This window comes from Nocardia sp. NPDC056000, assembly GCF_042269265.1.
Lineage (GTDB): Bacteria > Actinomycetota > Actinomycetes > Mycobacteriales > Mycobacteriaceae > Nocardia.
This window is the reverse complement of sequence record NZ_JBHJXS010000017.1, coordinates 149,397-174,683: the sequence shown is the minus strand read 5'-3', so window position 1 is coordinate 174,683 and position 25,287 is coordinate 149,397. Positions and strand designations below refer to the sequence as shown.

The window sequence follows — 25,287 nt, the reverse complement described above, 5'->3', positions numbered from 1 at the left end:
CACCTTTCCACCAGGCGTACACGTATTGAGCACCACCATAGTGCCGATTTCGGTCGACATGGACCACTTACATGATCACCGGTCGGTTACGGCCCCTGGCACATTCGCGCCCTGACCGGACCGTCCAGTCCCTTCCGATGGCGCGGTTGCGCAATCGCGCAGCGCCGCGTGTCGAACCCCGTTCTCCGAGAGCGGAATCCATTCGGCCGGAAAGAACGTAACGTTGTAATCAGAATTACAACTCCAGACAGCAAGTGAGAGTGACCGCCATGAAGTACGGACATCGCGGACGTGAATTCGGCCGCCCCGGCGGCTGGCAGCAAGCCGACCTGCCCGACGCCGCAGACGCTTCCGACTGGTTCGCCGGAAGGTTGCCAGCGGAGTGGTTCACCGGACCCGCAACCCTCGAGATCGATCGCGACGAAATCGTCGTCGTCGGCGAACTCCCCCTCCCCGCTACCGAACCCGCCGACGCCGACACACCGGCCGACGCGCCCGCCGAAGTGCCGAAGGCCACCCGCGAGGGCCTGGTCTCCCGCTTCCGGGAATCCACCCGCGCCGCCCGCATGCAGATCGCACAGGAGGCGCAGGCCCGCTACGGCCGCAGCGTCGCCTGGGGCGTCACGGTCGGCGATGAGCGAATCCTGTTCACCCACCTGGCGGTTCCGGTCATGACCCGGCTCCGTCAGCCCGAGCGCAAAGTGCTGGACACCCTCATCGACGCCGGTGTCGCGCGCTCCCGCTCCGATGCCCTGGCCTGGACCGTCAAGCTGGCGGGCAAGCACGCCGAGGAGTGGCTCGAGGAACTCCGCGGCGCCATGCGCAAGGTCGACGACCTGCGCTCGGAGGGCCCGCGCGGGCTCTGAGCCTGCTTATCGCAGCGAGGCAATAGGATCGGACCCATGGCTGACACCGTGGGTCCGATCCTCGTTCTGAATGGGCCGAACCTGAACATGCTCGGCCTCCGGCAGCCGGAGGTGTACGGCACCGACACCCTCGACGACATCGTGGCGCTGTGCAACAAGACCGCCGAGCGGTTCGGGCGCGAGGTCAACACCTTCCAGTCGAACTCCGAAGGCGCGCTGATCGATCGAATTCACGCGGCCCGGCGTGTCGAGTCCGGGATCGTCATCAATCCGGGCGGCCTCACCCATACCTCGGTCGCCCTGCGCGACGCCCTGGTCATCCCCGAGGTACCGATCGTCGAGGTGCACATCAGCAATGTGCACGCCCGCGAAGAGTTCCGCCACCACTCCTTCGTCTCCCCCATCGCCACCGCCGTCATCGCGGGCATGGGCATCCAGGGCTACGCCGCCGCGATCGAATTCCTCGCGACCCGCTGATCCGGAACGGCGCGAGGTTCAGTACCGGCGCGCCGCGTTACGAGAGTTCCGCGCGATCACCAGGCGCACGGCGACGAAGCCCGATCCGAGAATCGCGACCACGCCGAATCCGAGTTCGAACCAGCCATCCCCATGATTCGAGGATTGCTGCTCGGAGTAATCGCGAGTGCTGGAATGACTACCGTTGCGCAGCTCTTCGCACCTGTCCCCGGCGTGCATGACCTGCCCGCCACATTTCACCTGGTGATCATTGAGCGAGTTGATCCCGCTCACCACCCCCGCGATGCCGAGCACCATCCAAAACACAACTGCCAGAATAGTTTTCATCTGGTAATTCCCCCGGGTACATACTTTTCATCGAGCGTCCGAACTGTAACAGGACGGCCCGACAGCCGGGATCCGGTTCAGTCGCGGCCGCGCAGGACCTGGTAGACCGGCACGGCCTCGCCCGCCTCATCGGTGGCGGTGATGGCCTTGCGCCACAACGACTGTGCGGTGCGCGAGAGGGTGGCGTCGACGCCCGCCTCCTCGCTGGCGTCGATGATGTGCTGTGCGCCCGCGTCCATCATGACCAGCTGGGAGCGGTCGCCCCAGCCGCCCGCCTTGGCGGCCGCGGCGAAATCGGTCATGAAGAAGGGGAACGCCTCGTTCGAGCGCAGGGCGTACGGGAGGAAGCGGTCGATATCGTTGCCGGAGTTGGCAATCAGCGCCAGGGCCTGGTCGTAGGCCAGCATCCACGGGTGGAAGATGGTCAGCAACGCCTGGTAGAAGACCTGTGCCAGACCGTCATCCGCGCCCAGGTACTCCTGCGGGCTGAGCGGGCGCAGCAGCTCGGCGTGCGCGTCGAAGACCTCCTTCGGACCGCTGTAGAAGACGTACGAGGCCGGGTGCTCGATATTGTCGCCCGCCGACATGAAACCGCCGGAGATGAATTCCGCACCGTGCGAACGCACCCAGGCGCCGCCCTTGCGCGCCGCGTCCGGGGAATCGGAGGACAGGTTGGCGATCACCTTGCCCGCGAGATGATCGGTGGCCTGGCCGAGCACGTCGTACATGGCGGCGTAGTGGGTCAGGCTCAGGATCGAGACCGCGTTCGCGTCGAGCGCCTCGGCCACGGTGGCGGCCGGCTTCGCGCCCAGTTCGACCATGGCGTCGACCTTGGCCCGGCTGCGGTTCCACACGGTCACCTCCACCCCGGCCTGCAGCAGGGCCCGGACCATGGCCTGGCCCATCGGCCCCAGGCCGAGTACGGAGACGGAACGTAGCTGCTCAGACATGGTGTGTCCCTTCGAATCCTGTGCCGATCGGTCATCGGCGACGGATTCGATCGTGTCCCCGATCGACGGGCTCGGGAAGACCGCACGTTCGAGTGTGGTTGCTTACCTCGAGGTTCGAAATACGGTCAGGAGGACGCGGTGCTGAATTCGGGTGACACGGATCACCAGGTGTGCGGTATGTCCATCGCCATCGACGTGGTCGGCGGCAAATGGAAGATGCACCTCATGTGGGCGCTCGGCGAGGGGCCGCAGCGGTTCGGCGAAATCCGCCGCCTGCTGTCCGGGGTGAGCGAGAAGGTGCTCGCGGAGAACCTGCGCCACCTGGAGGCCAGCGGCGTGGTGCACCGCGAGATCTACCCGGAAATCCCACCGCGCGTGGAATATTCGCTCACCCCCATCGGCCAGGAGCTGAACCGCGCCCTGAGCACCCTCGAAAAGTGGGGCAACGATCACCGCGACCAACTCACCGAACGCACTCCCGCACTGGCGGTCTGACCACCGTCAGCGCACGATCCGCTCCCCGATCCGCCGCACCAGTTCGGCGGCATCGGCCATGCAGCGGGCCGGGTCCGGTTCGAGGTCGGTAAGGGCGTAGGCGGCGGTGAATCCGGCCGCGCGCAGTTGGTCCGGGGTGAGTTGGACGCGACCGGCGACGGCCACGATCGGGACTCCGGCGCGGCGGGCGGCGGTGGCAACGCCCATGGGGGCCTTGCCATTCAGGCTCTGGGCATCGAGGGAGCCCTCACCGGTCACCACCAGATCGGCTCCCGCGAGCTGCGCCGGGAAATCCACCAGGTCGAGCACCACGTCTATGCCCGAGCGCGGAACCGCGCCCAGCACCGCCATGGCCCCGAAACCGGTGCCGCCCGCCGCACCCGCGCCGGGTTTGCCCGCCCATTCCGGGCCGAGCAGCATCGCCCAATTCAACAGGGCCGCTTCGAGAGTCGCTACCTGTTCCGGTGTCGCACCCTTCTGCGGGGCGTACACCGCGGCCGCACCGTCCGGTCCGAGCAGCGGGTTGTCCACATCGCTGGCGAGGGTGATGTGGGTATCGGCCAGCACCGGATGCAGACCGCTCCGATCGACCCGATCGCCGGGGCCGAGAAGTGCTCCATTGCAAGGCAATTCGTTGCCCAACGCATCGCGAATACGCAAGCCGAGCGCTTCCAGCATGCCCGCGCCGCCGTCGGTGGAGGCACTGCCGCCGAGGCCGAGCACGATCTCGCGCACACCGTGATCCAGCGCGTGCGCCATGACGACGCCGAGACCGTAGGTGTTCGCACCCAGCGGATCCGGTTGTCCGCCGGGCAGTTTCACCAATCCCACGACCGCCGCGAGTTCGATCACCGCGATACCGCCGCGCCGGGCGTACGCGGTGGATACGGGCACACCCGTCGGCCCGGGCGCTTCGAGCGCGATCCGCTCCCATCCCGCGGCGAGGAACGCGTCGACCGTCCCGTCGCCGCCGTCCGCGACCGGCAACCGCCGCACCTCGGTCCCGGGGGCGGCGCGTTCGATACCCGCCGCGAGCGCCGCGGCCACCTGGGCGGCGGTCAGCGAACCCTTGAATTTATCCGGGGCGAGGATCACCCGGCGCGGTCCGGCGTGTGTCATTTCCACAGTGTGATCATTGTTCGCCCGCCCGGCATCCGCACGCCCGCGCGATTGTCCGGCGGGTGCGCGACACGCCCGAAGCCGGGTAATTCGGATACGGACAAATAGCCTGGCAAACGCGTTAGCGTCGACCTATGCCGAGTGAGTCGAACGCGTCTGTCGAGGTCCGCAAGAATGCCGAACTTGATCGCTTCGAGCTGTATGTCGACGGCATGCTCGCGGGTGTCGCGGCATATCAGGACACCGCCAATGAGCGCGCCTTCGTGCACACCGAAATCTATCCACAGCATGAGGGCCTCGGGTACGGCCGCAAACTGGTGCAGGGCGCACTCGATCAAACTCGCGATGCCGGATTCGGGATTCTGCCGATGTGCCCGATGGTGCACCATTTCGTGGAATCCCGGCCGGAGTACCTGGCCCTGGTCCCGCACTGGTCGCGGGAACGGTTGAATCTGCCGCAGCAGTAACCGGATCGAGGTGTGCCGGGGCTCAGTACGCCTTTACGGCGCCATCCAGGGCGGTCTGCAATTCGTCGCGGACGATGCGGGTGATCTCTGCCGGTTTGGTGGGGAGCTCGGGCACCGGCACACCGAAATAGAAGCTGGCCGACTTCGCCTCTTCCTTGGTGGGTTCCACCTTGGGGTCGACGCGCGGTCCGTAGCTCAGGCCCAGGCTCACCAGCACCGGATCCGCGCCGAGCTTCTTGGCGCGGAAGGCGATGTGCCCGATACCCGTTCCCACCGCCTGCACCTGTGCCGGGTCGACGTCGTTGCAGGTGCCCTCGGGGAACACCGCCACCCCGTCGCCGCGCGCCATGCGCTCGGCGCAGATGTCGATCATGCGCTGTCCGGCCGCGTTCACCGCGCGCAGTCCGTGGTCCTTACCTCGGAAGACCGGGATCCCGCCCATCATGTCGATGCGGGCGCGCAGCTTCGGTTCCAGGAACAACTCGTCCTTGGCCAGCACCCGGGTCCGCCCGATCACCGGCCGCAATGCGCTGTACCAGGCGGCCGCCGCGACCGTGTACGGATCCAGCTGCGAGAGGTGGTTGACCGCGATGAGCAGCGGCCGCTTCTGGGAGATCAACTCGCGCAGCCGTTCCCGCGCCCCCGGCGCATACGAGATGCGCGGCCGATAACGCCGCCCCAGCAGCCAGTACGCCGCCCGCGACTTCAGCAGATTCTGCTGATGATCACGATAGAAGTCGTACACCGCATCGCTGTTCTCGAGGACAACCTCGGGCCGTTCCATGCCGCCAGCTAACCACCAACCCGCGAATACAACCACCCAAAGTTCGCGGCCCGGCCCGATTCTGGACTGACGGAGCGGGGGAGCGAAGCGGAGGAGCGGAGGAGGGAAGAATCGGGCCATAAGGGGCCGCGAACCGCCCGGAGCGAAGCGCAGGGCAAATTAAGCAGAGCAATTGTGGTGCGGCGGTGCGATGATGGCTGGGTGGCACGCGCAGAGGAACACGGTGACCGTTCTCGACGCGAATTCCGGCATGAGGATCAGGTGGTTCGCCCTGGCACTCTGCTGGTGTCGGCGACGGACCTGATCGAGGCATCCTTCCGGCGCAGCATTGTGTACATCATCGAACACAACGACGCCGGCACGCTGGGCGTGGTGCTGAATCGGCCCAGCGATACCGCCGTTCACGACGTTCTACCGAATTGGGCGGATCTGGCGGCGTCCCCGCGGGCGCTGTTTCTCGGCGGCCCGGTCAAACGCGATGCCGCGCTCTGCCTGGCGACCGTGAAGGTCGGTGTCACCTTCACCAAGGTGCCGGGTCTGCGCCGGGTGGACGGCCGGGTGGCCCTGGTCGATCTGGATTCGGACCCCGATGTCATCGCCCCCATGGTGGAGGGCATTCGAATTTTCGCCGGATATGCCGGCTGGACCTTCGGGCAACTCGAAGGCGAATTGGATCGCGGTGACTGGATAGTGCTCTCGGCGCTGCCGAGCGATCCGCTGGCGGGTCGCGTGGATCTCTGGGCGCAGGTGCTGCGCCGTCAGCCGCTGCCGCTTTCGCTGCTGGCGACGCACCCTATCGAATTGGAACGAAACTGATCTGAACCGCAGGCACGGTCTGTGTCGTGAAGGGTGCGGAGGTGACCGATGCCCGACGACCAGGCGGCGTTGCTCAAAGTGCTCTACGAGGAGCACGCGGCAGCACTGTGGAGATATACGTTCGGCCTGGTGGGCGATCCCGGCCGGGCCGAGGACATTGTGCAGGAGACGCTGCTGCGGGCGTGGCAGCGGCCGAATGTGCTGGATCAGTCGACCACGTCGGCGCGGGCCTGGCTCTTCACGGTGGCCCGTAATCTGGCGGTGGACGAGCATCGCAGCGCTCGCTCCCGGCGGGAGTTCCGCACGGATCATCCGCCGGAGCAGCCGACCCCGGATCAGTCGGACCGCGCCCTGGACGGCTGGCTGGTCGCCGACGCGCTGGCCCGGTTGAGCATCGATCACCGCGATGTCATCGTCCGCGCCTACTACCGGGGCCTGTCCACCGCGCAGATCGCGGGGGAATTGGATATTCCGGAGGGGACGGTGAAGTCCCGTATGCACTACGGCATGCGGGCACTGCGTTTGGTGCTACAGGAGATGGGGGTGACGAGATGACGGAGGGCCACGACCTCTGTGACGGCTACACCACGTGGGACGGTGCGTACGTGCTCGGCGCTCTCGCCCGGGACGAACGCCGCGAGTACGAGGAGCATCAGGCCAATTGCGAGCACTGCCGCACCGCGGTGGCCAAGCTGGCCGGATTGCCGGGACTGCTCGCGCTGGTCGATACCGATACCGCGCTTTCCATTGCGGGACAGGAGGATCCGGCCACCGCGGTACCACCGCCACCGGATCGGCTGCTGCCCACGATCGCCGGACAGGCGGCGAAAAGGCAACGGCGGCGCAGGTTTCTGGCGATCGGTGGTGCGGTGGCTGCCGCCGCGGCGGCGGCCGTGATCGCGGTGCCGGTGACGGCCGCGGTGGTCGGTGATCGCCCGGCGATCGAGCAGGTGGTCGCGCAGGGCGCATTACAGGCGCAGGTGGACACCCCGATCGTGGCGACCTACAAACTGCTGTCGGTGAATGGCGCTACGCGCGTGGACATGTGGTGCAACTACCCGTCCTCGGAGGAGTACGACACGTACGCCTGGCAGCTGTCGCTGTGGGTGGTGCGCGCGGACGGGACACAGTCCAAACTCTCGGAGTGGACGGCGAAGCCCGGGCAGGTGTTCACACCGGACGGCACCACTTCGGCCACACCGGGTCAGGTGAAGACGGTGCAGATCCGCAATGCGTCGGGCAAGGTGCTGCTGGCGGCGGGCGTCTGAACGCACGAGGACGGCGCACCCCTGGCGGGTGCGCCGTCTTCGCTTCGCGCAGTGCCTATTTCGGCTCTCGCGGTGGCTATTTCAGCTGGTCTTGCGGCGGAAGGCCGAGGTGGACCAGAAGTAGCCGACACCGCCCAGCAGTACGCACCAGCCGATCGCGAGAATCCCGTTGTGCCCGATCTCGGTGCCCATCAGCAGCCCGCGCAGGGTTTCGGTGATGGGGGTGAAGGGCTGGTATTCGGCGAACTGCTTCACCCCGGCGGGCATGGTGTCGGTGGGCACCAGACCGCTGCCGAGGAAGGGCAGCATGATGATCGGGGTCGGCATATTGCTGGCGCTCTCCGGATTCTGCGCGATCACGCCGAAACCCGCTCCGACCCAGCTCAATGCGAAGATGGTGAGCCCGAGCAGGCCGAACGCGGCCAGCCATTCCAGTACGCCCGCGTCATGGGAGCGGAAGCCGAGCGCCAGCGCCACCACGGTCAGCACGCCGATGCCCGCCAGACCCTGCAACAGGCTGCCCAGCACGGTGCCGGTCAGCACCGACGAGTGCGAGATATGCATGGTGCGAAAACGATTCACGATGCCCTTGGTCATATCCGAGCAGACCGAGACCGCGATGCCCGCGACCATGTACGCGGGAATGATGAGCATCATGCCGGGCGTCAGATACTCGATGTACTTCTGACCGCCGGTCGCGCCCTTCAGCGCGCCGCCGAAAATGTAGTTGAACATGAGCAGCATGACGATCGGCATGATCAGCAGGCTGACCGTCATGGCGGGATAACGCTTGGCGTGCACCAGATTCCGGCGCAGCATGGTCTTGGAATCGGCGATGGTCATGGCCATGGTGGTCATCGGGCGTTTTCCTTATCGGTCGAGTGGCCGCCGGTGAGGGCGAGAAAGACGTCATCCAGATCGGGCGTGTGCACGGACAGGCCCGCGGGTTCGATGCGCGCGGCATCGAGGCGGTCGATCACCTCGCGCACCGAGCGCACGCCGCCGTCACTCGGCACGGCGAGCGTGAGATCGCCGTTGACCTGCGAGGCTTCACCCAGAACTGCTGCGGCGGCGGCGAGTTCGGCTCGATCGTGGAAATCGAGCCGGACGTAGCCGCCCGGCACCCGGCGCTTGAGTTGATCAGGCGTGCCCTCGGCGACCAGTCGCCCCTGATGCAGTACCGCGATGCGGTCCGCGAGCTGATCGGCCTCCTCCAGATACTGCGTGGTGAGGAAGATGGTGACCCCGCCCGCGACCAGTTCGCGAATGATGTCCCACATGGAGCGGCGGCTGCGCGGATCCAGGCCGGTGGTGGGCTCGTCCAGGAAGATGATGCGCGGATTCCCGACCAGCGTCATGGCCAGATCCAGGCGGCGGGTCATACCGCCGGAGTAGCTGGACGCGACCTTGTCCGCGGCGTCCACCAGATCGAACTTCTCCAGCAGATCCGCTGCGATGCGGCGGCTTTCGGCGCGCGGCAGATGGTGCAGGTCACCCATGAGGTGCAGGTTCTCCCGGCCGGTGAGCAGTTCGTCGACGGCGGAGAACTGTCCGGTGACGCCGATGGCCGAGCGCACCTCGTCCGGTTGGGTCGCGAGATCGTAACCGCCGACGCTGATTTCGCCGCCGTCGGATTTGATGAGGGTGGACAGGATCTGCACGGTGGTGGTCTTGCCCGCGCCGTTCGGGCCGAGCAGGGAGAAGATGCTGCCCTGCGGGACGGTGAAGTCGATGCGGTCCAGGACTATCTGTTCACCGAAGGATTTGCACAGGCCGGTGACCGCTATCGCCGGGGGGCGGTGGTCGTTCATGGGTGTCCCTCTCATCAATGGGTATGCATGAATGCATGCGTCGGGTGAGCCGTGTCCGCCGAGGCGTGCGGACAAAGCGGGTTATTCAGTTGTGCGGCAGTACTTTTGGGCTAGCTGATGATCAGATGTCGAGTTCTTCGATATTCGAGTGATCGGAGGCGTCGACCACGCGGGCGTAGAGGCGGTCCGGGATCTTGCCCTTCAGGTCATCGATGGATTCGAAGACCTCGAAATCGAAATCGCCCCAATCCTGTTCGCCCACACCGAGGAAGCGTCGCCACTGCTTCCAATCCTTGAGGATGTTGGTGTCGGCCGGGAATTCGCTCCAGTTGGAGAAGTGGCTGTGCACCGCGTACGCGCCTTTGCGTGTGCGGTACACCCGGATGTCTTCGATGCGCTCGTTGCCCACCTGGTGCCATTCGGTCAGCAGGACGCCGGAGAAGCGGATCTGCCGGACTCCGTCCTTGCCGACCTTGAGGACTACCTCGTCGTAGCCCTGTTGGCGGCCTTCCTCGATTTCGATGAAACGCCGCAGCGCCGTCACGATCGCCCCCGACAGATTTCCCCCCACCAGCTCTTGCGCGCGCTGAAACAGCTTGAGGTCCTCATCGGATACGTAGATCGTCTTGTTCGGCATGAGCCAACTATACGTAGACGTATACATACATTGCAAGCGCGAGTTCGCGCGCATCTGATTGAACCGGCAACAGCTCGGTCTCGTATCTCGGGTAACAGACTCGGGACTCCGGTGTCAGGCACCGAAAGGAGCCGCCTCATGCACAACGGAACACGGGTCGTGGACTACCTGGTCAGAGCGGTCTCCGAGGTTGGCGTGCGGCATTTCTTCGGGGTGGACGGCGCGAATATCGAGGATCTCTACGACGCGGCTTTCGATCATCGCGAGTTGGTGACGGCCGTTGTGGCCAAGCATGAGTTCGCGGCGGCGACCATGGCCGACGGGTACGCGCGGTCCACGTCCGGATTCGGGGTGGTGTGCGCGACGTCCGGGGGCGGGGCGGTGAATCTGGTGGCCGGGCTCGCCGAATCGTTCGCGTCCCGGGTTCCGGTGCTCGCGCTGATCGGGCAGCCGCCGACCGTTCTGGAGGGCAAGGGCGCCTTTCAGGACACGAGCGGGCGGGCCGGCGCGTTCGACGCGGTCCGGCTCTTCACGCCGATCTCGCACTACTGTGCGCGCGTCGAAGCCGCCGCCGACCTGCCCGCTCACCTGACCCGCGCGTGCCACGCCCTGAATCAGGGCGGACCGGCGGTGTTATTGCTGCCCAAGGATGTGCAACAGGCCGAATTGAGCGCCGCGGAATTCACCCCGCCCGAGCCCGCGTACCGGCGCGATACGGCCAGCCTGCGCCGGGTGCTGGACACCATCACCGCCGCCCGGAAGCTGGGCAAGGTGGTCATCATCGCCGGTGATCAGATCGCCCGCGATGACGCGCGCCCGGAACTGGCCCGGCTGGCCACGCTGCTGGACGCCGCGGTGGGGGTGGCCCCGGACGCCAAGGACGTCTATCACCATGGCGATCCCGGATTCTGCGGCATCGCGGGGAGTATGGGTCACCCGGAGCTCATCGACGCGCTGCAGCGCGCCACGCTCTGCCTGCTCATCGGCACCCGCATGCCGGTCACCGCGCGGGCGGGGCTGGAGGGCCCGCTGGCGGAGGTGCCGCTCGCGAGCATCGGGGCCGAGGTGCCGTTCCTGTCGGCGATTCACGCTCGCAGCACCGATCTGGCACTGACCCTGGCGGAGCTGCTCGGCGAATTATCCACACCCGCACCGATTTCCATCCTCCGGCCGTTCACCGCCCCGGCTGTGGACAACACACCGCAGGTTGTGGAAACCGGGATACTCACACCGTTGGAGGTACCGCCGTCCGACGGCCCGGGCCTGCGCTATCGCGAGGTGGTCGAAACCATCAACGCCGCACTTCCCGAGGGTGCGGACGTCTTCGCCGATGCCGGGAACACCGGTGCGGCGGTGGTGCATCACCTGCGATTGCCGCGGGACGGACGCTTCACGGTCGCCCTGGGGATGGGCGGTATGGGCTACGCCTTCGGCGCGGGCATCGGCTCGGCGTTCGCCCGGCACGAGCGTGCGGACGGAAGCATCCGGCGCACCTTCGTCATCGCCGGTGACGGCGCGTTCTTCATGCACGGCATGGAGATTCACACCGCGATCGAACATCGGCTGCCGATCACCTTCATCGTCTTCAACAACAACGCACATGCCATGTGCATAAGTCGCGAACAGCTGTATTACGGGGATCGCTACAGCTTCAACAGATTTCGGCCGGCGTATCCGGGCGCCGGTCTGTCCGCCATGTTCCCGGATCTGTGCACACACGCACCCATCACCCGGGCCGAGCTCGCCGAATCCCTTCGGCATTGCGTCGGCAGTTCCGGGCCGTCGTTCATCGCCGTCGACTGCGATCCCGACGAAATCCCGCCCTTCACGCCGTTTTTGACGGCTCCGAGGAGGTAAACGTGACCACCAGCGCCCTGCCCGCACTCAGCGATATCCCCGAGGGGGTGGTGCCCGGACTGCTGCGTATCGAGAATTCCGATCGCGAGGCCACCACACCCGTCATTCTGGAGATGCTCCGGTCGGTGTATCCGCACGACCAGATCTTCGGCGACTACTGCCCGGTACAGGGCTATATCGACGCCCCGCCCCGGGATCTGTACGAATACCTCGCCGATACAAGGTCTTTGGAGGAGTGGACGTACAGCCTGCGCGGTTTCACCGAAACCGCGGAACCCGGACTGTGGGAATCGTATGACCGGCTCGGCCCCAACACCAAGATCTACACCCGCACGGTCGCCAATCCCGATGCCATGACGGTGGATTACCACTGCGCCTGGGATCAGGGCGAGCACCTGTGGATGATCTATCTGATGCGGGTGGTGGACGCGCAATTGGTGTTCGACAAGCCCGGTTCGGTGGTGCTGTGGACGAACTGCCATCACCCCTTCTACGACCGGAATCCCTACCAGGACAAGGCACCCGAAGGCCGCAAGGTGTGGGTGGGCGATTTCTGGGAGATGTTCTCCGCCGGGCATCAGCTGGAACTGGACAATCTCAAGGCGATTGCCGAGTACCGCGCCTCGCACGGATTGCCCATCACCCCCGACTGGATGAAATAGGCAGGCGCGTCATGGATTTCACGGATCCCCGTCTCACGACCCCGCCCCCGGTCAGCCTGGTCGACGTGGCCAGCTATCTGCCGGGCGAGCCGGTCGGGACCGAATACTTCACGCAGTTCTCCCGTTCGGAACGAATGGCCAAGAACGTCATGTTCCGCGCCCCGAAGGGACGGCATCACAAGGGCCGCGACGAAACCGTGGTCGATATGGTGGAGCGGGCCGTCGCACCGCTCATCGAACGCCATGGGGTGCAGGAACTTTCGAATATCGACATCCTGCTCACGCACACCCAGCTGCCGGACAATCCGGTGCTCGGCGCGGGCGGTGAGGTGGCACGACGGCTGAATATGAACCCGCGCTATGTATTCGATGTGCACAATGGCGGCTGCGCGGCCTTCGTGCACATGATGTGGCTGGCCCGCACCATCATGCAGACCACCGACGCGCGCACCGCGCTCATCGTCGCCACCCAGAATTGCGCGGGACCGGTATTCACCCAGCCCGAGATCCGCAAGCTCGCACAGGCTCCCGTACCCGGTGACGGCTGCGGCGTCGGATTGCTGGTGAAGAACGCCAGCGCACCGATTCTCGATATCGAATGCCGCACCTACCCCGAATTCGCCGGGGATATGGAATTCACCACCGGCTCGGACCGCAAATACTGGGAACCCGGCGAGGGCGAGGGCTGCGTGAGCTTCACCGAATCCAAGGTGGCCAAGGTGTTCGCGCGCGGCAACCGCCTGGTCCCGGAGGTGGCGCACGAGGTGTGCAAGCGCATCGGGGTGAAGAGCCAGGATATCGACACCCTGGTCACCAATCAGCCGAACCGGCTCTTCCTGCGCAATTGGCATGACGCGCTGGAACTGCCCGCCGAACGCCATCCGGACACCTTCGATCAGTGCGGAAACCTGTTCGCCGCAGGCATTCCCGTCACCCTCGACACCGAGAACGAGGCGGGACGGCTGCGCAACGGGTCGGTGGTATTGCTGTCGGCCTTCGCGCACGCGGGAGATTTCGCGGGCGCGGCGGCGGTGCGCTGGGGCGCGGCGCGATGAGTGCGCCCCTGGAGCGGTACCGCTTCGAAACCGTTCGCTTCGATCTGAGTTTGAGCGAAAACCCTTTCACGCCACTGCCTTCGGTGCTGCGGGCGGTGGATGACTCGCTGGTGCAGGCGAATCGGTATCCGGAGTTCCTGCCGCACCGGTTGCCGTCGATCATCGCCGACCATATCGGGGTGGATCCCGACCAGGTGGTGGTCGGTTCGGGCGCGACCGGGGTGGCCATGCAGATCATGCAGACACTGCCCGACCCCGGTGCTCGATTCGTGTTCGCCACACCGACTTTCGACGGATATCCGATCATGAGCGGTATGGTCGGGCTGCGCTCGCAACCGGTCGCGCTGGACGGTCACGGTCGTCAGGACCTGTGGGCCATGGCGCGGATGATCAACGCGGACACCGGATTGGTGGCGGTGTGCCGCCCGCACAATCCGACCGGGACCGTCATCTCGGCGAGCGAGTTGAAGGCTTTCCTGTGCACGGTTCCGGCCACCGTGCCGATCATCCTGGACGAGGCGTATATCGAATTCCTCGGTGCGGCGGATGCTCTGGACGCCGTGGAGTTGGTTCGGCGGCATCCGAATGTGCTGGTGCTGCGCACCTTTTCGAAGGCGTACGGGCTGGCCGGGCTGCGCATCGGATACGCGTTCGGATCACCGGCGCTGGTGCGGCGGGTGCGGCGACTGCAATTGCCGTTCGGGGTGCAATCGGCGGCGGTGGCGGCGGTGACCGCCTCGTACGCGGCCGAGGCCGAACTCGGCGAGCGCATCCTGCGCATCACCACCGAACGGGAAGTGCTGCGAACAGCACTGCGGCGCAACGGTATTCGGGTGCCGCGCAGCAGCGCGAACTTCCTCTACCTGCCCGGGCGCGAGGTGGCCCCGGCCTTGGCGCGCGCCGGAATCGTGGCCAAACGCTATCCGGACGGCAGCGCCCGCATCGCGGTCGGCGATCCGGTCGCGGGCCGCGCGGTGCTGCGCGCGCTGGCCGCCCGCCCGTCCACCGGTGCGCGACCGCTGCGCCGGGACGACAGCCGGGTGCTCTCGCTCACGGTGCGGTCCGAGCCCAGCGTTGCGCGAGCGCCGCACAGGTGATCAGCTGCACCTGATGGAAGATCATCAGCGGCAGCACGATCAGGCCGATGGGGTGACCGGCGAACAGCACGGTCGCCATCGGCAGGCCGGTGGCCAGTGACTTCTTGGAACCGCAGAACACCACAACGATCCGATCGCCGCGATCGAAGTGCGTGGCCCGGCCCAGCACGGAGGTCACGCCGAGCACGATCGCCAGCAGTGCGCACAGCACCACCACCAGCAGCAGAATCCGCCACGGCGACATGGCATGCCAGATGCCCTCCACCATGCCCGCGCTGAACGCGCTGTAGACCACCAGCAGGATGGAACCGCGGTCCACCAGTTTGGTCGGCTCGGCGTAGCGGGACAGGAAACCCTTCACCTTCGGGCGGATCAACTGGCCGACGCAGAACGGGACCAGCAGCTGCAACACGATGTCCAGCACCGAGGACAGGTCGACCCGGGCCTGCCCGGTGGTGTTCATCAACAGGATCACCAGTGCGGGCGTGAGGAATACGCCCAGCAGATTCGACAGCGTGGCGCTCACGATCGCGCCCGCCACATTGCCCTTGGCGATCGAGGTGAACGCGATCGAGGACTGCACGGTGGACGGCACCAGGCACAGGAACAGCAGGCCGGTGTACAGATCCTCGGTCAGGATGTGCGGCACCAGCACCCGCGCGGCAACGCCGAGAATCGGGAAGAGCACGAAGGTGCAGGCCAGCACGGTGAGGTGCAGTCGCCAGTGCTTGAGGCCGGTGAGCGCCTCATGCGAGGACAGGCGCGCGCCGTACAGCAGGAACAGCAATGCAATGGCAATCTTCGTCAGCCAGCTCACGATATCGGCGGCATCGCCCCTGGCCGGGAAGATGCTGGCCAGACCGACGACCGCGAGAATCGACAGAATGAACCCGTCGATGTAGAACTTGCTGAGAAATCGCACCGAATCAGGCTAATCACCCGATATCCGAGTTATTAACACCGCACCCGGACGGCGGCGATACTTGTGATGATCGACTGACCAGACTTCTCGAGGGTGGGGAATCGCCATGGTCCCTTGGACCACACTGGCCGCGGCCGCGCGCCCGGCCGCCGATACGTGGGGAATCTCCGGCCCGACCTTCCTGGCCGCGTACGCGCTGCTGGGATTCGCGGCCGTCCTGTACGGATTCACTCGGCGCACCAGCGTCATTCGCGCCGATCACTCGCGCGCGCACCTGGCCAACGCGCTGACACCGACCGAAACCGCCATGCTCTTCGACGACCGGCGACCGGTGCTCGCCGGGCTCGCACAATTGCGCGGCTACCACCTGATCGATTCCAGCGGACAGCCCACCCGCTCCCCCACCGATACCGAAACCCGTGCACTGGATCCGGTCTCGCGCACCATGCACCAGTACCTGCTCGGCGCGGATCAGCGGCAGCGGCATGTCATCCATCTGGCGGGCGCGACCCGCGCACCCATCACCTCATTGCGCGCGGTCCTGACCGATCGGGGCTATCTGATCGGTGGTGAACAGCGCAAATCCCTGCTGCTGGCCGCACTTCCGCTGTGGGCGCTGCTGGTGCTGGGCATCGTGCGAGTCATCGCGGGCATCGCGAACAACCACCCCATCGGATACCTCGCCCTGCTGATCATCGTGGTGGCGATCTGCGCGTTCCTGGTGCAGCGCGCCCCGCGCCTGACCCGCGCCGGCCGCGCCGCCAAACAGGAATCGATGCGGCGCAACGGACATCTGCGCCCCGCCAACGCCCCCGCCTACTCCGCCTACGGCCCCGACAGCGCCGCCCTGGCCGCCGCGCTGTTCGGCGCGGGCGTCCTCTGGAGCCTCGACCCCGGCCTGGCGGGAGCCACCGGAGCACTCGCCTCCGGCGGCATCAGCGGCTCCGGCGGCAGCTGCTCCAGCTCCAGCGGCGACAGCGGCGGCGGTGGCGATTCCGGCAGCAGCTGCGGCAGCAGTTGCGGCGGAGGCGGCTGCGGCGGCGGGTGCGGCGGATGACCACCCCGCTGCCCGCGGGGACGATCGGGATCGGGTGGCGACGCGAGATCTGCGGCATGATCGCGGCACTCGATGGGATCGGGTTCTGCGAGGTCATCGCGGAATCACTGGTGAGCGCGGGGGCGGACCGGCCGCGGTGGCGGCGCGTTCGTGGAACTCGGGGAGCGGTTGCCGTACCCGAAGAACTGGCCGCACTGATCGCGCGGGGTATGCCCGTAGTGCCGCATGGGATTTCGCTGTCGCTCGGCGGGGCGGAGGCGGTGGATGAACGGCGGGTCACGCATCTCGCGGAGTGTGCGCGGGCGCTGGGTTCGCCGCTGGTGAGCGAGCACATCGCGTTCGTGCGCGCGGACGGGGTGGAGGCGGGGCATCTGCTGCCGGTGCCGCGCACCCGCGAAGCGCTGAACGCATTGGCGCGCAATATCTCCCGGACGCAGGCTGAACTCGACGTGCCGCTCGCGGTGGAGAATATCGCCGCGCTGTTCGAATGGCCGGACGCGGAATTCACCGAGGCGGAGTTCCTTCAGGAATTGGTGGAGCGTACCGGCGTATACCTGCTCATCGATATCGCGAACCTGTATGCCAACGCGCGCAACACTTCTCGTGATCCACTGAGGGAATTACTGCGACTGCCGACCGAACGCCTCGCCTACTGTCACATCGCGGGCGGTCACGAGGTGGGCGGCCGCTATCACGACACCCACGTGCACCCGGTCCCCGCCGAGGTACTGGCACTGGTGGCCGAATTCGCCGCGAACCGCCAGGTCCCGCTGATGCTCGAACGCGACGGAAACTACCCGCCCGCAACCGAACTCGTCGCCGAACTGAACGCGATCGCCACCGCCTCCGCCCGCCCGGCCATCACTTCGCGCCACGCGCTCTCGGCATGATCGAGCCGGAATCGGACGTCGTGGCTCCGGGCAGCGGGACGATCGGTGAGCCGACGCCCGGAACCCTCGCCGAGCAGCAGGCGGCGCTGGTGCGGGCGCTGGTCGCGGGAGCGGCCGCTCCCCCGGGGTTCGACGCGGGCGATATCTCGGCGGCGGCGCACGCGCTGCTGCACAAGCGGGCCGAGGAAGTGGCGCATCGCTTTCCGGTGCTGGCACACAATTGCGGGCAGGAATTCACCGCGAGGTTCATGGCGTGGGCACGGACTCGGCCCAAGGTCAGCACTGCGGCCGACGCCGCCGCCTTCGCGACCGAGCTCGGGCTCGCTCCGCCACGCCGGGATTGGCGAGATCGACTGCGCCGCAATCACCGCTGACGTCGGCCTGCTTCGACGGGATGATCCGCCGGGTAGGCGATAGATGCACGGGTGCTAATGTCCGTACCTGTTTGCTGGATGTCCTGCCCATCTCGGAAAGGAAGTTCCATGTCACAGGTTCACACTGCTCACAGTGGACACGATCACGTCCACGGGCCCAGTTGCGGCCATGTTGCCATTCCACATGGCGATCACGTCGACTACGCGCACGACGGGCATTTGCACCGGGCGCATGACGATCACTTCGATGAGTGCGAGCCCGCCGGGCACATCACCCATGACAGCCACGATCATGAGCACGGGCCGAATTGCGGACATGTGGCGGTGCCGCACGGGGATCATGTGGACTACATCCACGACGGTCATCGGCATGCGGCGCACGCCGGGCATTACGACGATCACTGAGTCGCACGGGCGGTCGCGCGGTCGCGGCCGCCGGTGCGCGATCATTCGATGATGGCGTTCTTCGGACGAGATCCCGAGCGCGGTTTCCGGGTGAATGCGGCCCCGGCGACCGGCACCCGCAGTCGTTTCCTTGTTCGATTCACCTGTGCCGGTAGGGATTTCGTGCTCCGGCAGACGATCATCGCGCCGAATGGCCAGAGCGGCTGGCATTTTCACGACGGCACCCTGTTCGTGCTGGTGACCGGTGGGCCGCTGGATCATCCGGCAACCGATTGCGTACCGGTCGTCAAACCACCGTGGCGAATCTTCCGCGAGCCGAGCGGGGCGGGCCACGCACACCTGGCCCGCAATCCCGGACCGAAGCCGGTGCGGCTCACCGTGCTCTATGTGAACCCGGCGGGCAGTCCGCTCTCCCGGAGCATCCCGGCTCCGGAATGCGCACGCATCCCCGAACCGGGTGATACCGCTCACTGAGGCATGCTGGCCTGATGATCGAGGTACTCACCGTCACGACGGAGCAGGAGCTGGCCGACGCGTACGCGATTCGCATGAAGGTGTTCGTCGCCGAGCAGGGTGTGCCGCCCGAACTCGAACTCGATGAGCTCGACGCGGTCGCGGATCATTTCCTGGCCCGGTTCGACGGGCAGCCGATGGGAGCGGGCCGTTTGCTGGTGCGGGAGCACGTCGGCCTGCTCGGCCGCCTGGCGGTGCTGGCGGAATCGCGCGGCACCGGTCTGGGCGTGGCGCTGGTGCGGGCCATCGAGGAGCGGGCGCGCGAGCGCGGGCTGGTCGCGATCGAATTGCATTCGCAGACCCACGCGCAGGGGTTCTACGAGCGACTCGGATACGAGGCGTACGGCGAGATCGGCGATGACGCGGGCATCCCGCACATCTGGATGCGCAAGAACCTCGGCTAGTACGCGGAAGACCGGAGATCAGTTGGCGGCGGGTTCGCAGGCGTCACGCAGCGAGCAGGAACCGCAGGCGCTGCCGCAGCCACCGGCCGGTTCCGCCGGGGAGGCCGCTTCGAGCGCCTTCTCCGCCGCGAGCGCGCCCGCGCCGAGGGTGAAGAACGAGATGACCACGGCGAGCACCGCGATCAGCAGGCCCGCGATGCCACCGCCGACCAGGGCGACCGAACCACCCGCGGCGAGCAGCAGCCCGGCCACGATCGAGGTGGGCGCGGCCACGCGATTGGCCAGCTTGAAGTTCTCCTCGGACTCGATCGCCTTCTCGGAGTGAATCCCGAAATAGCGGTTGCCGGGGAGCGTGCCGGTCAGTCCGAGCACTCCGGTGACCACGGCGACAGCCGACAGAACAAACAGAATCATCGCGACTACCAACACCCCTGCAGGCTACAGCGCGCTCGGGTCAGCCTCGGCCCCGGTCGGTGTGTCGCGGGACGCTCCCGAACCTTCCGGCGTGCCGGTGCGCGAGGTCGCGACCCTTTTTGGGGACCGGGGTGGCGACGCTTTACCCTGGTGAGCGACCTTATCGGGGATCGGCTAGGAATCAAGAAGGCAGGACCGTGCAGGACACTCGTGCAACCGACACACCCACCGCGGCCGCGGCTGGGGCCAGCGATGTGCCCGCGCACCGTTACAACGCCGAGCTGGCGGGCCGGGTAGAGCAGAAGTGGCAGCAGGCCTGGCAGGAGCGGGGCACGTTCTACGCTCCCAATCCGGTCGGCCCGCTGCAGGGTGAGACCCCGGCGGACAAACTGTTCGTGCAGGACATGTTCCCGTACCCCTCGGGCGCGGGCCTGCATGTCGGGCATCCGCTGGGCTATATCGCCACCGATGTGTTCGCGCGCTTCCACCGCATGCGCGGCCGGAATGTGCTGCACGCCCTGGGTTATGACGCCTTCGGCCTGCCCGCCGAGCAGTACGCGGTGCAGACCGGCGCGCATCCGCGGGTCACCACCGAATCCAATATCGCGAATATGCAGCGTCAGCTGGATCGCCTGGGCCTGGGCCATGATCGCCGCCGCTCGTTCGCGACCACCGATCCCGAGTACTACAAATGGACGCAGTGGATCTTCCTGCGCATCTACAACGCCTGGTACGACACGGGTCTGGGCCGGGCCCGACCGATCGCCGAGCTGATCGCCGAATTCGAGGCCGGTAAGCGCGCCATCAACGGTGACGACCGCTCCTGGAACGAGCTGTCCCCGTCCGAGCGCAATGCGTTGATCGACTCGTATCGCCTGGTGTACCAGACCGATTCGATGGTCAACTGGTGCCCGGGCCTGGGCACCGTGCTGTCCAATGAAGAGGTCACCGCCGACGGCCGCTCCGAGCGCGGTAATTTCCCGGTGTTCCGTAAGCGCCTGTGGCAGTGGATGATGCGCATCACCGCCTATTCCGATCGCCTGGTCGACGACCTGGACAATCTGGATTGGCCGGAGAACGTCAAGTCCATGCAGCGCAACTGGATCGGCCGCTCGCGGGGCGCGCAGGTCAAGTTCGAGGCGGGCTCGGATGTCATCGAGGTGTTCACCACCCGCCCGGACACGCTGTTCGGCGCGACCTACGTGGTGCTGGCCCCCGAACACGAACTGGTCGACCGGCTGACCGAGGCCACCTGGCCGTCCGGCACCGATGCCCGCTGGACCTTCGGCGGCTCCGACACCCCGGCGGAAGCCGTTGCGGGATACCGCAAGTCGATCGCCGCGAAGTCCGATCTGGAGCGCCAGGAGAGCAAGGAGAAGACCGGCGTCTTCCTGGGCTCCTACGCCACCAACCCGGTGAACGGCGCGCGCGTACCGGTCTTCATCGCCGACTACGTGCTGAGCGGTTACGGCACCGGCGCGATCATGGCCGTCCCCGGCCACGATCCGCGCGACTGGGAATTCGCCTCCGCCTTCGGCCTGCCCATCGTGGAAGTCGTTGCGGGCGGCGATATCTCGGAGGCCGCCTACGCCGGTGAGGGCACCCTGGTGAACTCCGGTTACCTGGACGGCCTGGAGATCGACGCCGCCAAGGCGCGCGTCATCGGCGAACTGGAGGCCAACGGCCACGGTAAGGGCACCATCCAGTACAAGCTGCGAGACTGGCTGTTCGCCCGCCAGCGCTACTGGGGTGAGCCCTTCCCGATCGTCTACGACGAGGACGGCGCGGCGCACGCGCTGCCGGAATCCATGCTGCCGGTGCTGCTGCCGGAGATGGAGGACTTCGCCCCCGTCACCTTCGATCCGGACGACGCGAATTCCGAACCGTCCCCGCCGCTGGCCAAGGCCACCGAATGGGTGAACGTCACGCTGGATCTGGGCGACGGCCCCAAGCAGTACCGCCGCGATACCAATGTCATGCCCAACTGGGCGGGCAGTTCCTGGTATCAGCTGCGCTATGCCGATCCGACCAACTCGGAGGCGTTCTGCGCCAAGGAGAATGAGCAGTACTGGCTGGGTCCGCGCACCGCCGAGCACGGCGCGAACGATCCGGGCGGCGTCGATCTGTACATCGGCGGTGTGGAGCACGCGGTGCTGCATCTGCTGTACGCGCGCTTCTGGCAGAAGGTGCTGTTCGATCTGGGCGATGTGTCCAGCTACGAGCCGTACCGCCGCCTGTTCAACCAGGGCTATATCCAGGGCTTCGCCTACACCGATGAGCGCGGCGCGTACGTGCCCGCCGCCGAGATCACCGAGCGGGACGGAAAGTTCTTCTGGACCAACACCTCCGGTGTGGAGATCGAGGTCTTCCAGGAGTACGGCAAGATCGGCAAATCGCTGAAGAACGCCGTCTCCCCGGATGAGATGTACGAGGCGTACGGCGCGGACACCTTCCGCTTCTACGAGATGTCCATGGGCCCGCTGGACGCCTCGCGCCCCTGGTCCACCAAGGATGTCGTCGGCGCGCAGCGCTTCCTGCAGCGCGTGTGGCGGCTGGTGGTGGACGAGGAGACCGGCGCGATCCGCGTCACCGAGGACGAACCGTCGAACGAGGCCCTGCGCCTGGTGCACAAGACGATCGCGGGCGTCGACGACGACTACGCCAACCTGCGGGACAACACCGCGGGCGCGAAGCTGATCGAGCTGACCAACTATCTGACCAAGAATTTCGGCGACGGCGCACCCCGCGCCCTGGTCGAACCGCTGGTGCTGATGCTGGCCCCGATGTCCCCGCATATCGCCGAGGAACTGTGGGAACGCCTGGGCCACACCGCATCCCTGGCGCACGGCCCGTTCCCGATCGCGGATCCGGCTCTGCTGGTGGAGGATTCGGTCGAGTACCCGATCCAGGTCAACGGCAAGGTCCGCAGCCGCGTCAGCGTCCCGGCCGATGCCGATCAGGCCGCGGTGCAGGCGGCGGCGCTGGCGGACGAGAAGATCGCCGAGCTGCTGGGCGGCAAGGATCCGCGCAAGATCATCGTGGTGCCCGGCCGACTGGTGAATATCGTCGCCTGAGCCGGAATCCGGATAGGGCAGGCCCGCGGGCTGCGGTTTCGAACTCGGATCAGAGTTCGAACTGCACCGGCGGGTCGGCCATCAGTTCCACGATCGGCCGATCCGGGTCGACGGCATAACCGCGGCTGCGGGCGAGTCCGTCGAAGAGCATCCAGATCGAATCCGCCAGCAGGCGCGCCAATTCCGTCGCGTCCAGATCATCCGGCCGGGTGTCGAGCCAGCGCGTCACGCCGCCGTCCACCAGTGAGACGATGGCGAACGCCGCCGGATCGATGCCCGGATGGTGCTGGTCCACCACGCTCGCGGCCATGGTGAACAGCTGTGCGACGCGCAGCGCGATGGCGGCCTTGGTGCCGACGACCACGGCCTTGCCCGCCGGGTCCGCGCTGCCCGGACCGCGTTCGATCCACTCGTGCAGGCGCGCGTGCACCGCCACCCACCGCACATAGGTGTCGACAATGCGGAAGATGGTGTCGCGCAGGCTTTCCGCCGGATCGAAGTCCGGCATCATCTGATCGACAACGCCTTCCACCGCGAATTCCCGGGTCTTGGCATCGAGGTCGCCGCGGTCACCGAAATGCCGGTAGACCACCGAGCGCTTCACGCCCGCGCGGTCCGCGATCAGTTGCAGCGGTATCTCCGCGCCGGGCTCGGATTCCTCGATGAGCTCGATATACGCGGCGATGATGGCACGGCGGCGCTCGGTATTGTGATCGCCCCAGCGACCGCCCGTGACCTCCGCCCTGTCCGCTGCCATGCGGACAAGCATCCCATTGCGAACCGGTCAGCCGAGCACCAGGACGTCATTGAGCGTGACCGTGCGGAGACCGCGTTCCCGGATGATGTCGTTCAGTTGATCGAAGACATGGGTGACGGTCGGCCGGTTGGCGTGCCCGATCACGATGGATTGCGCGCGGAACCACTGCCGGGCCGCGGTGAGCACCATATCCTCGTTGATCACCGTATTGGTGTCGTTGAGATTGCCGTACCACATGGTCGGCACCGCATAGCCGGAGTCGGCGGCCACCCGATCGACCAGGCCGTTGTGCCGGCCGAACGGCGGGCGGTAGAACGGCGTGCCGTCGGTGCCGAAGGTGTTCCACAGGAACGTCTTCGCGCGTTCGATCTGATCGGAGATGGCCCCGGCGGACAACCGGGTCAGATCCGGATGATCCCAGGTGTGATTGCCGAGCTGGATCTGGCCCGAATCCACCAGCGGGCGCAGCGCGTCCCGGTGCACCAGCCAGGAGTCGTAGTACGCGGTCACGAAGAAGGTCATGCGAATACCGGTGCGGCGGGCGAATTCGATGAAGGCGCCGACGGTTTCGACGCTCGCGCCGTCATCGATGGTGAGCGCCATATTGTTTCCGTCACCGGGCAGCGCGGTGATCGTGCCCGGGCCGATCGTGGCACGCGGCGACAGCGGCGGAATCGTGGCGCCCGGCAGCACATTCGGCGGGATGAGCCCGGACGAACCGTTGTCGAACGGGAAGTCGGCGTTCGCCTCGCCCGTCCCCAGCAGGGTCGCGGCGGTGCCCGCCGCCAGCAGCGTCAGCAGTCGTCGTCTATCCATGTCGAACCTTCTTCACTAGCAAACGGCATCCGGAGAGGACACCGGAAAATCCACGCCCCCGGGCGATTACGCCCCTAGTGCGATAGCGCCAATACGTCGTTCAACGTGACCATGGCGAGGTTGCGTTCCCGGATGATCTCGACCAGCTGGTCGAAGCAGTGCGTCACGGGCGGGTGGTTGGCGTGCCCGATGACGATGGTCTGCGGCGTGAAATACTTTCGCGCGCATTCCATCAGGTAGTCCTCGGTGATCAGGCCGGAGTCCGAGATCGAGCCGTACCACATGGTGGGCACGGTGTAGCCGAGGTCGCCCGCGACCTTGTCGACGGTGCCGTTGTGGCGGCCGAACGGCGGCCGGTAGAAGGGGGTGCCGTCGACGCCGAAGGTATTGCGCAGGAACGTCTTCGCCTGATCCAGCTGTGATGAGACGGCGCTCGCGGACAATGTGGTCAGATCCGGATGGTTCCAGGTGTGGTTGCCCAGCTGGATCTGGCCCGAATCCACCAGCGGTCGCAGCACGTCCCTGTGCACGCTCCACGAGTCGTAATACGCGGTGACGAAAAAGGTGAAGCGGGCTCCGGTGCGCTTGGCGAATTCGATGTACGCGCCGACCACCTCGGGGCTGGCTCCGTCGTCGACGGTGAGCGCCATGGAGTTGCCGTTACCCGGCAGACCGGTGATGGTGGTGCCCGGCGCGATCGGGGTCTTGGGTCCGGTGGGCCGGGCGGGGAGCAGGGGCGGTGTGGTGCCGGGCGGCTGCGTTCCACCCGCGGAGCCGGTGTCCAGGGGATCACCCTGTGCCTGGGTGCAGCCCGTGAGGGCGGCCGCCGTGCCCGCAGCGAGCAGCGTGAGCAGCCGTCTTCTGTCCATCGTGGTAGATCACTCCGAATTCCGGATCCGCATGCGGGATCGCCTCATCCCCGCGCCGGATTCGGGCGGTTCATCCGGTTATATCGACCGCCGATGAACTGAGC

At 66.6% G+C, this 25,287-nt stretch carries 30 protein-coding genes; 18 read left to right on the top strand and 12 right to left on the bottom strand.

Annotation, left to right across the window (positions count from 1 at the left end):
• The first annotated feature begins 269 nt into the window (after positions 1 to 269).
• Both ACFC4D_RS40350 and aroQ read left to right on the top strand, forming a co-directional pair.
• On the top strand, positions 270 to 866 hold the full coding sequence (locus ACFC4D_RS40350) for a hypothetical protein (RefSeq protein WP_364636446.1): 597 nt from the start codon (positions 270 to 272) through the stop codon (positions 864 to 866).
• 36 nt (positions 867 to 902) lie between these two features.
• Positions 903 to 1,343 (top strand): type II 3-dehydroquinate dehydratase, encoded by a 441-nt coding sequence (gene aroQ, locus ACFC4D_RS40345; protein WP_364636448.1) that lies wholly within the window; start codon positions 903 to 905, stop codon positions 1,341 to 1,343.
• Positions 1,344 to 1,361: 18 nt separating this feature from the next.
• Here aroQ and ACFC4D_RS40340 read toward each other — a convergent pair whose 3' ends face one another.
• Both ACFC4D_RS40340 and ACFC4D_RS40335 read right to left on the bottom strand, forming a co-directional pair.
• Positions 1,362 to 1,670 (bottom strand): hypothetical protein, encoded by a 309-nt coding sequence (locus ACFC4D_RS40340; RefSeq protein ID WP_376071444.1) that lies wholly within the window; start codon positions 1,668 to 1,670, stop codon positions 1,362 to 1,364.
• 77 nt (positions 1,671 to 1,747) lie between these two features.
• Positions 1,748 to 2,620: an NAD(P)-dependent oxidoreductase gene (locus tag ACFC4D_RS40335; RefSeq protein WP_375961142.1), complete on the bottom strand. Its 873-nt coding sequence runs from the start codon at positions 2,618 to 2,620 to the stop codon at positions 1,748 to 1,750.
• A 177-nt stretch (positions 2,621 to 2,797) separates the two neighbouring features.
• On the opposite strand from ACFC4D_RS40335, the gene ACFC4D_RS40330 reads away from it, so the two are divergent.
• Positions 2,798 to 3,115, top strand: coding sequence for a winged helix-turn-helix transcriptional regulator (locus ACFC4D_RS40330; RefSeq protein ID WP_375963764.1), 318 nt, complete (start codon positions 2,798 to 2,800; stop codon positions 3,113 to 3,115).
• Positions 3,116 to 3,121: 6 nt separating this feature from the next.
• On the opposite strand, the gene ACFC4D_RS40325 is transcribed toward ACFC4D_RS40330, so the two are convergent.
• On the bottom strand, positions 3,122 to 4,234 hold the full coding sequence (locus ACFC4D_RS40325) for a glycerate kinase (RefSeq protein WP_376071442.1): 1,113 nt from the start codon (positions 4,232 to 4,234) through the stop codon (positions 3,122 to 3,124).
• Positions 4,235 to 4,368: 134 nt separating this feature from the next.
• Here ACFC4D_RS40325 and ACFC4D_RS40320 point away from each other — a divergent pair, with 134 nt between their 5' ends.
• Entirely contained in the window at positions 4,369 to 4,701 is a 333-nt protein-coding gene (locus ACFC4D_RS40320) for a GNAT family N-acetyltransferase (RefSeq protein WP_364636456.1), read from the top strand.
• Positions 4,702 to 4,723: 22 nt separating this feature from the next.
• Here ACFC4D_RS40320 and ACFC4D_RS40315 read toward each other — a convergent pair whose 3' ends face one another.
• Positions 4,724 to 5,485 carry a lysophospholipid acyltransferase family protein gene (locus ACFC4D_RS40315; protein ID WP_376071439.1) on the bottom strand — a complete coding sequence of 254 codons (762 nt, stop codon included), beginning with the start codon at positions 5,483 to 5,485 and terminating at the stop codon, positions 4,724 to 4,726.
• 201 nt (positions 5,486 to 5,686) lie between these two features.
• Here ACFC4D_RS40315 and ACFC4D_RS40310 point away from each other — a divergent pair, with 201 nt between their 5' ends.
• From ACFC4D_RS40310 to ACFC4D_RS40300, 3 genes are read left to right on the top strand one after another with little or no spacing between them, the layout of a single operon-like run.
• Positions 5,687 to 6,301, top strand: coding sequence for a YqgE/AlgH family protein (locus ACFC4D_RS40310; protein ID WP_364636460.1), 615 nt, complete (start codon positions 5,687 to 5,689; stop codon positions 6,299 to 6,301).
• Positions 6,302 to 6,349: 48 nt separating this feature from the next.
• The gene (locus ACFC4D_RS40305) at positions 6,350 to 6,856 is read left to right on the top strand and encodes a sigma-70 family RNA polymerase sigma factor (RefSeq protein WP_364636462.1); all 507 of its coding nucleotides are present in this window, start codon (positions 6,350 to 6,352) and stop codon (positions 6,854 to 6,856) included.
• Positions 6,853 to 7,569 carry a zf-HC2 domain-containing protein gene (locus ACFC4D_RS40300; RefSeq protein WP_364636464.1) on the top strand — a complete coding sequence of 239 codons (717 nt, stop codon included), beginning with the start codon at positions 6,853 to 6,855 and terminating at the stop codon, positions 7,567 to 7,569. The genes ACFC4D_RS40305 and ACFC4D_RS40300 overlap by 4 nt, the downstream gene beginning before the upstream one ends.
• Positions 7,570 to 7,650: 81 nt before the next feature.
• On the opposite strand, the gene ACFC4D_RS40295 is transcribed toward ACFC4D_RS40300, so the two are convergent.
• From ACFC4D_RS40295 to ACFC4D_RS40285, 3 genes are all read right to left on the bottom strand, one after another.
• The gene (locus tag ACFC4D_RS40295; RefSeq protein ID WP_364636466.1) at positions 7,651 to 8,427 is read right to left on the bottom strand and encodes an ABC transporter permease; all 777 of its coding nucleotides are present in this window, start codon (positions 8,425 to 8,427) and stop codon (positions 7,651 to 7,653) included.
• Positions 8,424 to 9,380, bottom strand: a complete 957-nt coding sequence (locus ACFC4D_RS40290; protein WP_375961153.1) for an ATP-binding cassette domain-containing protein — start codon at positions 9,378 to 9,380, stop codon at positions 8,424 to 8,426. The genes ACFC4D_RS40295 and ACFC4D_RS40290 overlap by 4 nt, the downstream gene beginning before the upstream one ends.
• A 121-nt stretch (positions 9,381 to 9,501) precedes the next feature.
• Positions 9,502 to 10,017 (bottom strand): EXLDI protein, encoded by a 516-nt coding sequence (locus ACFC4D_RS40285; RefSeq protein WP_375961155.1) that lies wholly within the window; start codon positions 10,015 to 10,017, stop codon positions 9,502 to 9,504.
• A 138-nt stretch (positions 10,018 to 10,155) separates the two neighbouring features.
• Here ACFC4D_RS40285 and ACFC4D_RS40280 point away from each other — a divergent pair, with 138 nt between their 5' ends.
• From ACFC4D_RS40280 to ACFC4D_RS40265, 4 genes are read left to right on the top strand one after another with little or no spacing between them, the layout of a single operon-like run.
• Entirely contained in the window at positions 10,156 to 11,874 is a 1,719-nt protein-coding gene (locus ACFC4D_RS40280) for a thiamine pyrophosphate-binding protein (RefSeq protein WP_376071435.1), read from the top strand.
• Positions 11,875 to 11,876: 2 nt separating this feature from the next.
• The gene (locus ACFC4D_RS40275) at positions 11,877 to 12,536 is read left to right on the top strand and encodes an SRPBCC family protein (RefSeq protein ID WP_364636474.1); all 660 of its coding nucleotides are present in this window, start codon (positions 11,877 to 11,879) and stop codon (positions 12,534 to 12,536) included.
• Between the two features lie 11 nt (positions 12,537 to 12,547).
• Positions 12,548 to 13,591, top strand: coding sequence for a 3-oxoacyl-[acyl-carrier-protein] synthase III C-terminal domain-containing protein (locus ACFC4D_RS40270; protein ID WP_364636476.1), 1,044 nt, complete (start codon positions 12,548 to 12,550; stop codon positions 13,589 to 13,591).
• A complete protein-coding gene (locus ACFC4D_RS40265; protein WP_376071432.1) occupies positions 13,588 to 14,688 on the top strand; it encodes an aminotransferase class I/II-fold pyridoxal phosphate-dependent enzyme in 1,101 nt (366 codons plus the stop codon). The genes ACFC4D_RS40270 and ACFC4D_RS40265 overlap by 4 nt, the downstream gene beginning before the upstream one ends.
• Here ACFC4D_RS40265 and ACFC4D_RS40260 read toward each other — a convergent pair.
• Positions 14,642 to 15,610 carry a bile acid:sodium symporter family protein gene (locus ACFC4D_RS40260; RefSeq protein WP_376071429.1) on the bottom strand — a complete coding sequence of 323 codons (969 nt, stop codon included), beginning with the start codon at positions 15,608 to 15,610 and terminating at the stop codon, positions 14,642 to 14,644. The genes ACFC4D_RS40265 and ACFC4D_RS40260 overlap by 47 nt on opposite strands.
• 106 nt (positions 15,611 to 15,716) lie before the next feature.
• On the opposite strand from ACFC4D_RS40260, the gene ACFC4D_RS40255 reads away from it, so the two are divergent.
• The 6 genes from ACFC4D_RS40255 (at position 15,717) to ACFC4D_RS40230 (ending at position 19,253) form a co-directional block, all read left to right on the top strand.
• Positions 15,717 to 16,667, top strand: a complete 951-nt coding sequence (locus ACFC4D_RS40255; protein WP_375961165.1) for a TIGR04222 domain-containing membrane protein — start codon at positions 15,717 to 15,719, stop codon at positions 16,665 to 16,667.
• Positions 16,664 to 17,557: a DUF692 domain-containing protein gene (locus ACFC4D_RS40250; RefSeq protein ID WP_376071427.1), complete on the top strand. Its 894-nt coding sequence runs from the start codon at positions 16,664 to 16,666 to the stop codon at positions 17,555 to 17,557. Before ACFC4D_RS40255 ends, ACFC4D_RS40250 begins: the two co-directional genes overlap by 4 nt.
• Positions 17,554 to 17,931 (top strand): hypothetical protein, encoded by a 378-nt coding sequence (locus ACFC4D_RS40245; protein WP_376071424.1) that lies wholly within the window; start codon positions 17,554 to 17,556, stop codon positions 17,929 to 17,931. The genes ACFC4D_RS40250 and ACFC4D_RS40245 overlap by 4 nt, the downstream gene beginning before the upstream one ends.
• A 108-nt stretch (positions 17,932 to 18,039) precedes the next feature.
• A complete protein-coding gene (locus ACFC4D_RS40240) occupies positions 18,040 to 18,336 on the top strand; it encodes a hypothetical protein (protein ID WP_364636488.1) in 297 nt (98 codons plus the stop codon).
• 51 nt (positions 18,337 to 18,387) lie between these two features.
• Complete coding sequence (locus ACFC4D_RS40235) at positions 18,388 to 18,810, top strand: hypothetical protein (RefSeq protein WP_376071422.1); 423 nt, start codon at positions 18,388 to 18,390, stop codon at positions 18,808 to 18,810.
• Between the two features lie 14 nt (positions 18,811 to 18,824).
• Positions 18,825 to 19,253: a GNAT family N-acetyltransferase gene (locus ACFC4D_RS40230; RefSeq protein WP_376071419.1), complete on the top strand. Its 429-nt coding sequence runs from the start codon at positions 18,825 to 18,827 to the stop codon at positions 19,251 to 19,253.
• 18 nt (positions 19,254 to 19,271) lie between these two features.
• Here ACFC4D_RS40230 and ACFC4D_RS40225 read toward each other — a convergent pair whose 3' ends face one another.
• A complete protein-coding gene (locus ACFC4D_RS40225; protein WP_376071416.1) occupies positions 19,272 to 19,667 on the bottom strand; it encodes an SdpI family protein in 396 nt (131 codons plus the stop codon).
• Between the two features lie 197 nt (positions 19,668 to 19,864).
• Here ACFC4D_RS40225 and leuS point away from each other — a divergent pair, with 197 nt between their 5' ends.
• Positions 19,865 to 22,741, top strand: a complete 2,877-nt coding sequence (gene leuS / locus ACFC4D_RS40220; RefSeq protein WP_376071413.1) for a leucine--tRNA ligase — start codon at positions 19,865 to 19,867, stop codon at positions 22,739 to 22,741.
• A gap of 49 nt (positions 22,742 to 22,790) precedes the next feature.
• On the opposite strand, the gene ACFC4D_RS40215 is transcribed toward leuS, so the two are convergent.
• The 3 genes from ACFC4D_RS40215 to ACFC4D_RS40205 all read right to left on the bottom strand — a co-directional run bounded on the left by ACFC4D_RS40215 (position 22,791) and on the right by ACFC4D_RS40205 (position 25,183).
• Complete coding sequence (locus tag ACFC4D_RS40215; protein ID WP_376071410.1) at positions 22,791 to 23,498, bottom strand: TetR/AcrR family transcriptional regulator; 708 nt, start codon at positions 23,496 to 23,498, stop codon at positions 22,791 to 22,793.
• A gap of 27 nt (positions 23,499 to 23,525) precedes the next feature.
• Complete coding sequence (locus ACFC4D_RS40210) at positions 23,526 to 24,314, bottom strand: polysaccharide deacetylase family protein (RefSeq protein WP_375961186.1); 789 nt, start codon at positions 24,312 to 24,314, stop codon at positions 23,526 to 23,528.
• 74 nt (positions 24,315 to 24,388) lie between these two features.
• Positions 24,389 to 25,183, bottom strand: coding sequence for a polysaccharide deacetylase family protein (locus tag ACFC4D_RS40205; RefSeq protein ID WP_376071408.1), 795 nt, complete (start codon positions 25,181 to 25,183; stop codon positions 24,389 to 24,391).
• Positions 25,184 to 25,287 lie beyond the last annotated feature (104 nt).

Coding starts and splice junctions, on each gene's coding strand:
- ACFC4D_RS40320 (WP_364636456.1), top strand. CDS start 4,369: ATGCCGAGTGAGTCGAACGCGTCTGTCGAGGTCCGCAAGAATGCCGAA.
- ACFC4D_RS40205 (WP_376071408.1), bottom strand. CDS start 25,183: ATGGACAGAAGACGGCTGCTCACGCTGCTCGCTGCGGGCACGGCGGCC.
- ACFC4D_RS40230 (WP_376071419.1), top strand. CDS start 18,825: ATGATCGAGGTACTCACCGTCACGACGGAGCAGGAGCTGGCCGACGCG.
- ACFC4D_RS40280 (WP_376071435.1), top strand. CDS start 10,156: ATGCACAACGGAACACGGGTCGTGGACTACCTGGTCAGAGCGGTCTCC.
- ACFC4D_RS40270 (WP_364636476.1), top strand. CDS start 12,548: ATGGATTTCACGGATCCCCGTCTCACGACCCCGCCCCCGGTCAGCCTG.
- ACFC4D_RS40300 (WP_364636464.1), top strand. CDS start 6,853: ATGACGGAGGGCCACGACCTCTGTGACGGCTACACCACGTGGGACGGT.
- ACFC4D_RS40340 (WP_376071444.1), bottom strand. CDS start 1,670: ATGAAAACTATTCTGGCAGTTGTGTTTTGGATGGTGCTCGGCATCGCG.
- ACFC4D_RS40225 (WP_376071416.1), bottom strand. CDS start 19,667: ATGATTCTGTTTGTTCTGTCGGCTGTCGCCGTGGTCACCGGAGTGCTC.
- ACFC4D_RS40305 (WP_364636462.1), top strand. CDS start 6,350: ATGCCCGACGACCAGGCGGCGTTGCTCAAAGTGCTCTACGAGGAGCAC.
- ACFC4D_RS40350 (WP_364636446.1), top strand. CDS start 270: ATGAAGTACGGACATCGCGGACGTGAATTCGGCCGCCCCGGCGGCTGG.
- ACFC4D_RS40240 (WP_364636488.1), top strand. CDS start 18,040: ATGTCACAGGTTCACACTGCTCACAGTGGACACGATCACGTCCACGGG.
- ACFC4D_RS40295 (WP_364636466.1), bottom strand. CDS start 8,427: ATGACCACCATGGCCATGACCATCGCCGATTCCAAGACCATGCTGCGC.
- ACFC4D_RS40255 (WP_375961165.1), top strand. CDS start 15,717: ATGGTCCCTTGGACCACACTGGCCGCGGCCGCGCGCCCGGCCGCCGAT.
- ACFC4D_RS40290 (WP_375961153.1), bottom strand. CDS start 9,380: ATGAACGACCACCGCCCCCCGGCGATAGCGGTCACCGGCCTGTGCAAA.
- ACFC4D_RS40325 (WP_376071442.1), bottom strand. CDS start 4,234: ATGACACACGCCGGACCGCGCCGGGTGATCCTCGCCCCGGATAAATTC.
- ACFC4D_RS40250 (WP_376071427.1), top strand. CDS start 16,664: ATGACCACCCCGCTGCCCGCGGGGACGATCGGGATCGGGTGGCGACGC.
- ACFC4D_RS40330 (WP_375963764.1), top strand. CDS start 2,798: ATGTCCATCGCCATCGACGTGGTCGGCGGCAAATGGAAGATGCACCTC.
- ACFC4D_RS40315 (WP_376071439.1), bottom strand. CDS start 5,485: ATGGAACGGCCCGAGGTTGTCCTCGAGAACAGCGATGCGGTGTACGAC.
- aroQ (WP_364636448.1), top strand. CDS start 903: ATGGCTGACACCGTGGGTCCGATCCTCGTTCTGAATGGGCCGAACCTG.
- ACFC4D_RS40335 (WP_375961142.1), bottom strand. CDS start 2,620: ATGTCTGAGCAGCTACGTTCCGTCTCCGTACTCGGCCTGGGGCCGATG.
- ACFC4D_RS40235 (WP_376071422.1), top strand. CDS start 18,388: ATGGCGTTCTTCGGACGAGATCCCGAGCGCGGTTTCCGGGTGAATGCG.
- ACFC4D_RS40265 (WP_376071432.1), top strand. CDS start 13,588: ATGAGTGCGCCCCTGGAGCGGTACCGCTTCGAAACCGTTCGCTTCGAT.
- ACFC4D_RS40210 (WP_375961186.1), bottom strand. CDS start 24,314: ATGGATAGACGACGACTGCTGACGCTGCTGGCGGCGGGCACCGCCGCG.
- ACFC4D_RS40245 (WP_376071424.1), top strand. CDS start 17,554: ATGATCGAGCCGGAATCGGACGTCGTGGCTCCGGGCAGCGGGACGATC.
- ACFC4D_RS40215 (WP_376071410.1), bottom strand. CDS start 23,498: ATGGCAGCGGACAGGGCGGAGGTCACGGGCGGTCGCTGGGGCGATCAC.
- ACFC4D_RS40285 (WP_375961155.1), bottom strand. CDS start 10,017: ATGCCGAACAAGACGATCTACGTATCCGATGAGGACCTCAAGCTGTTT.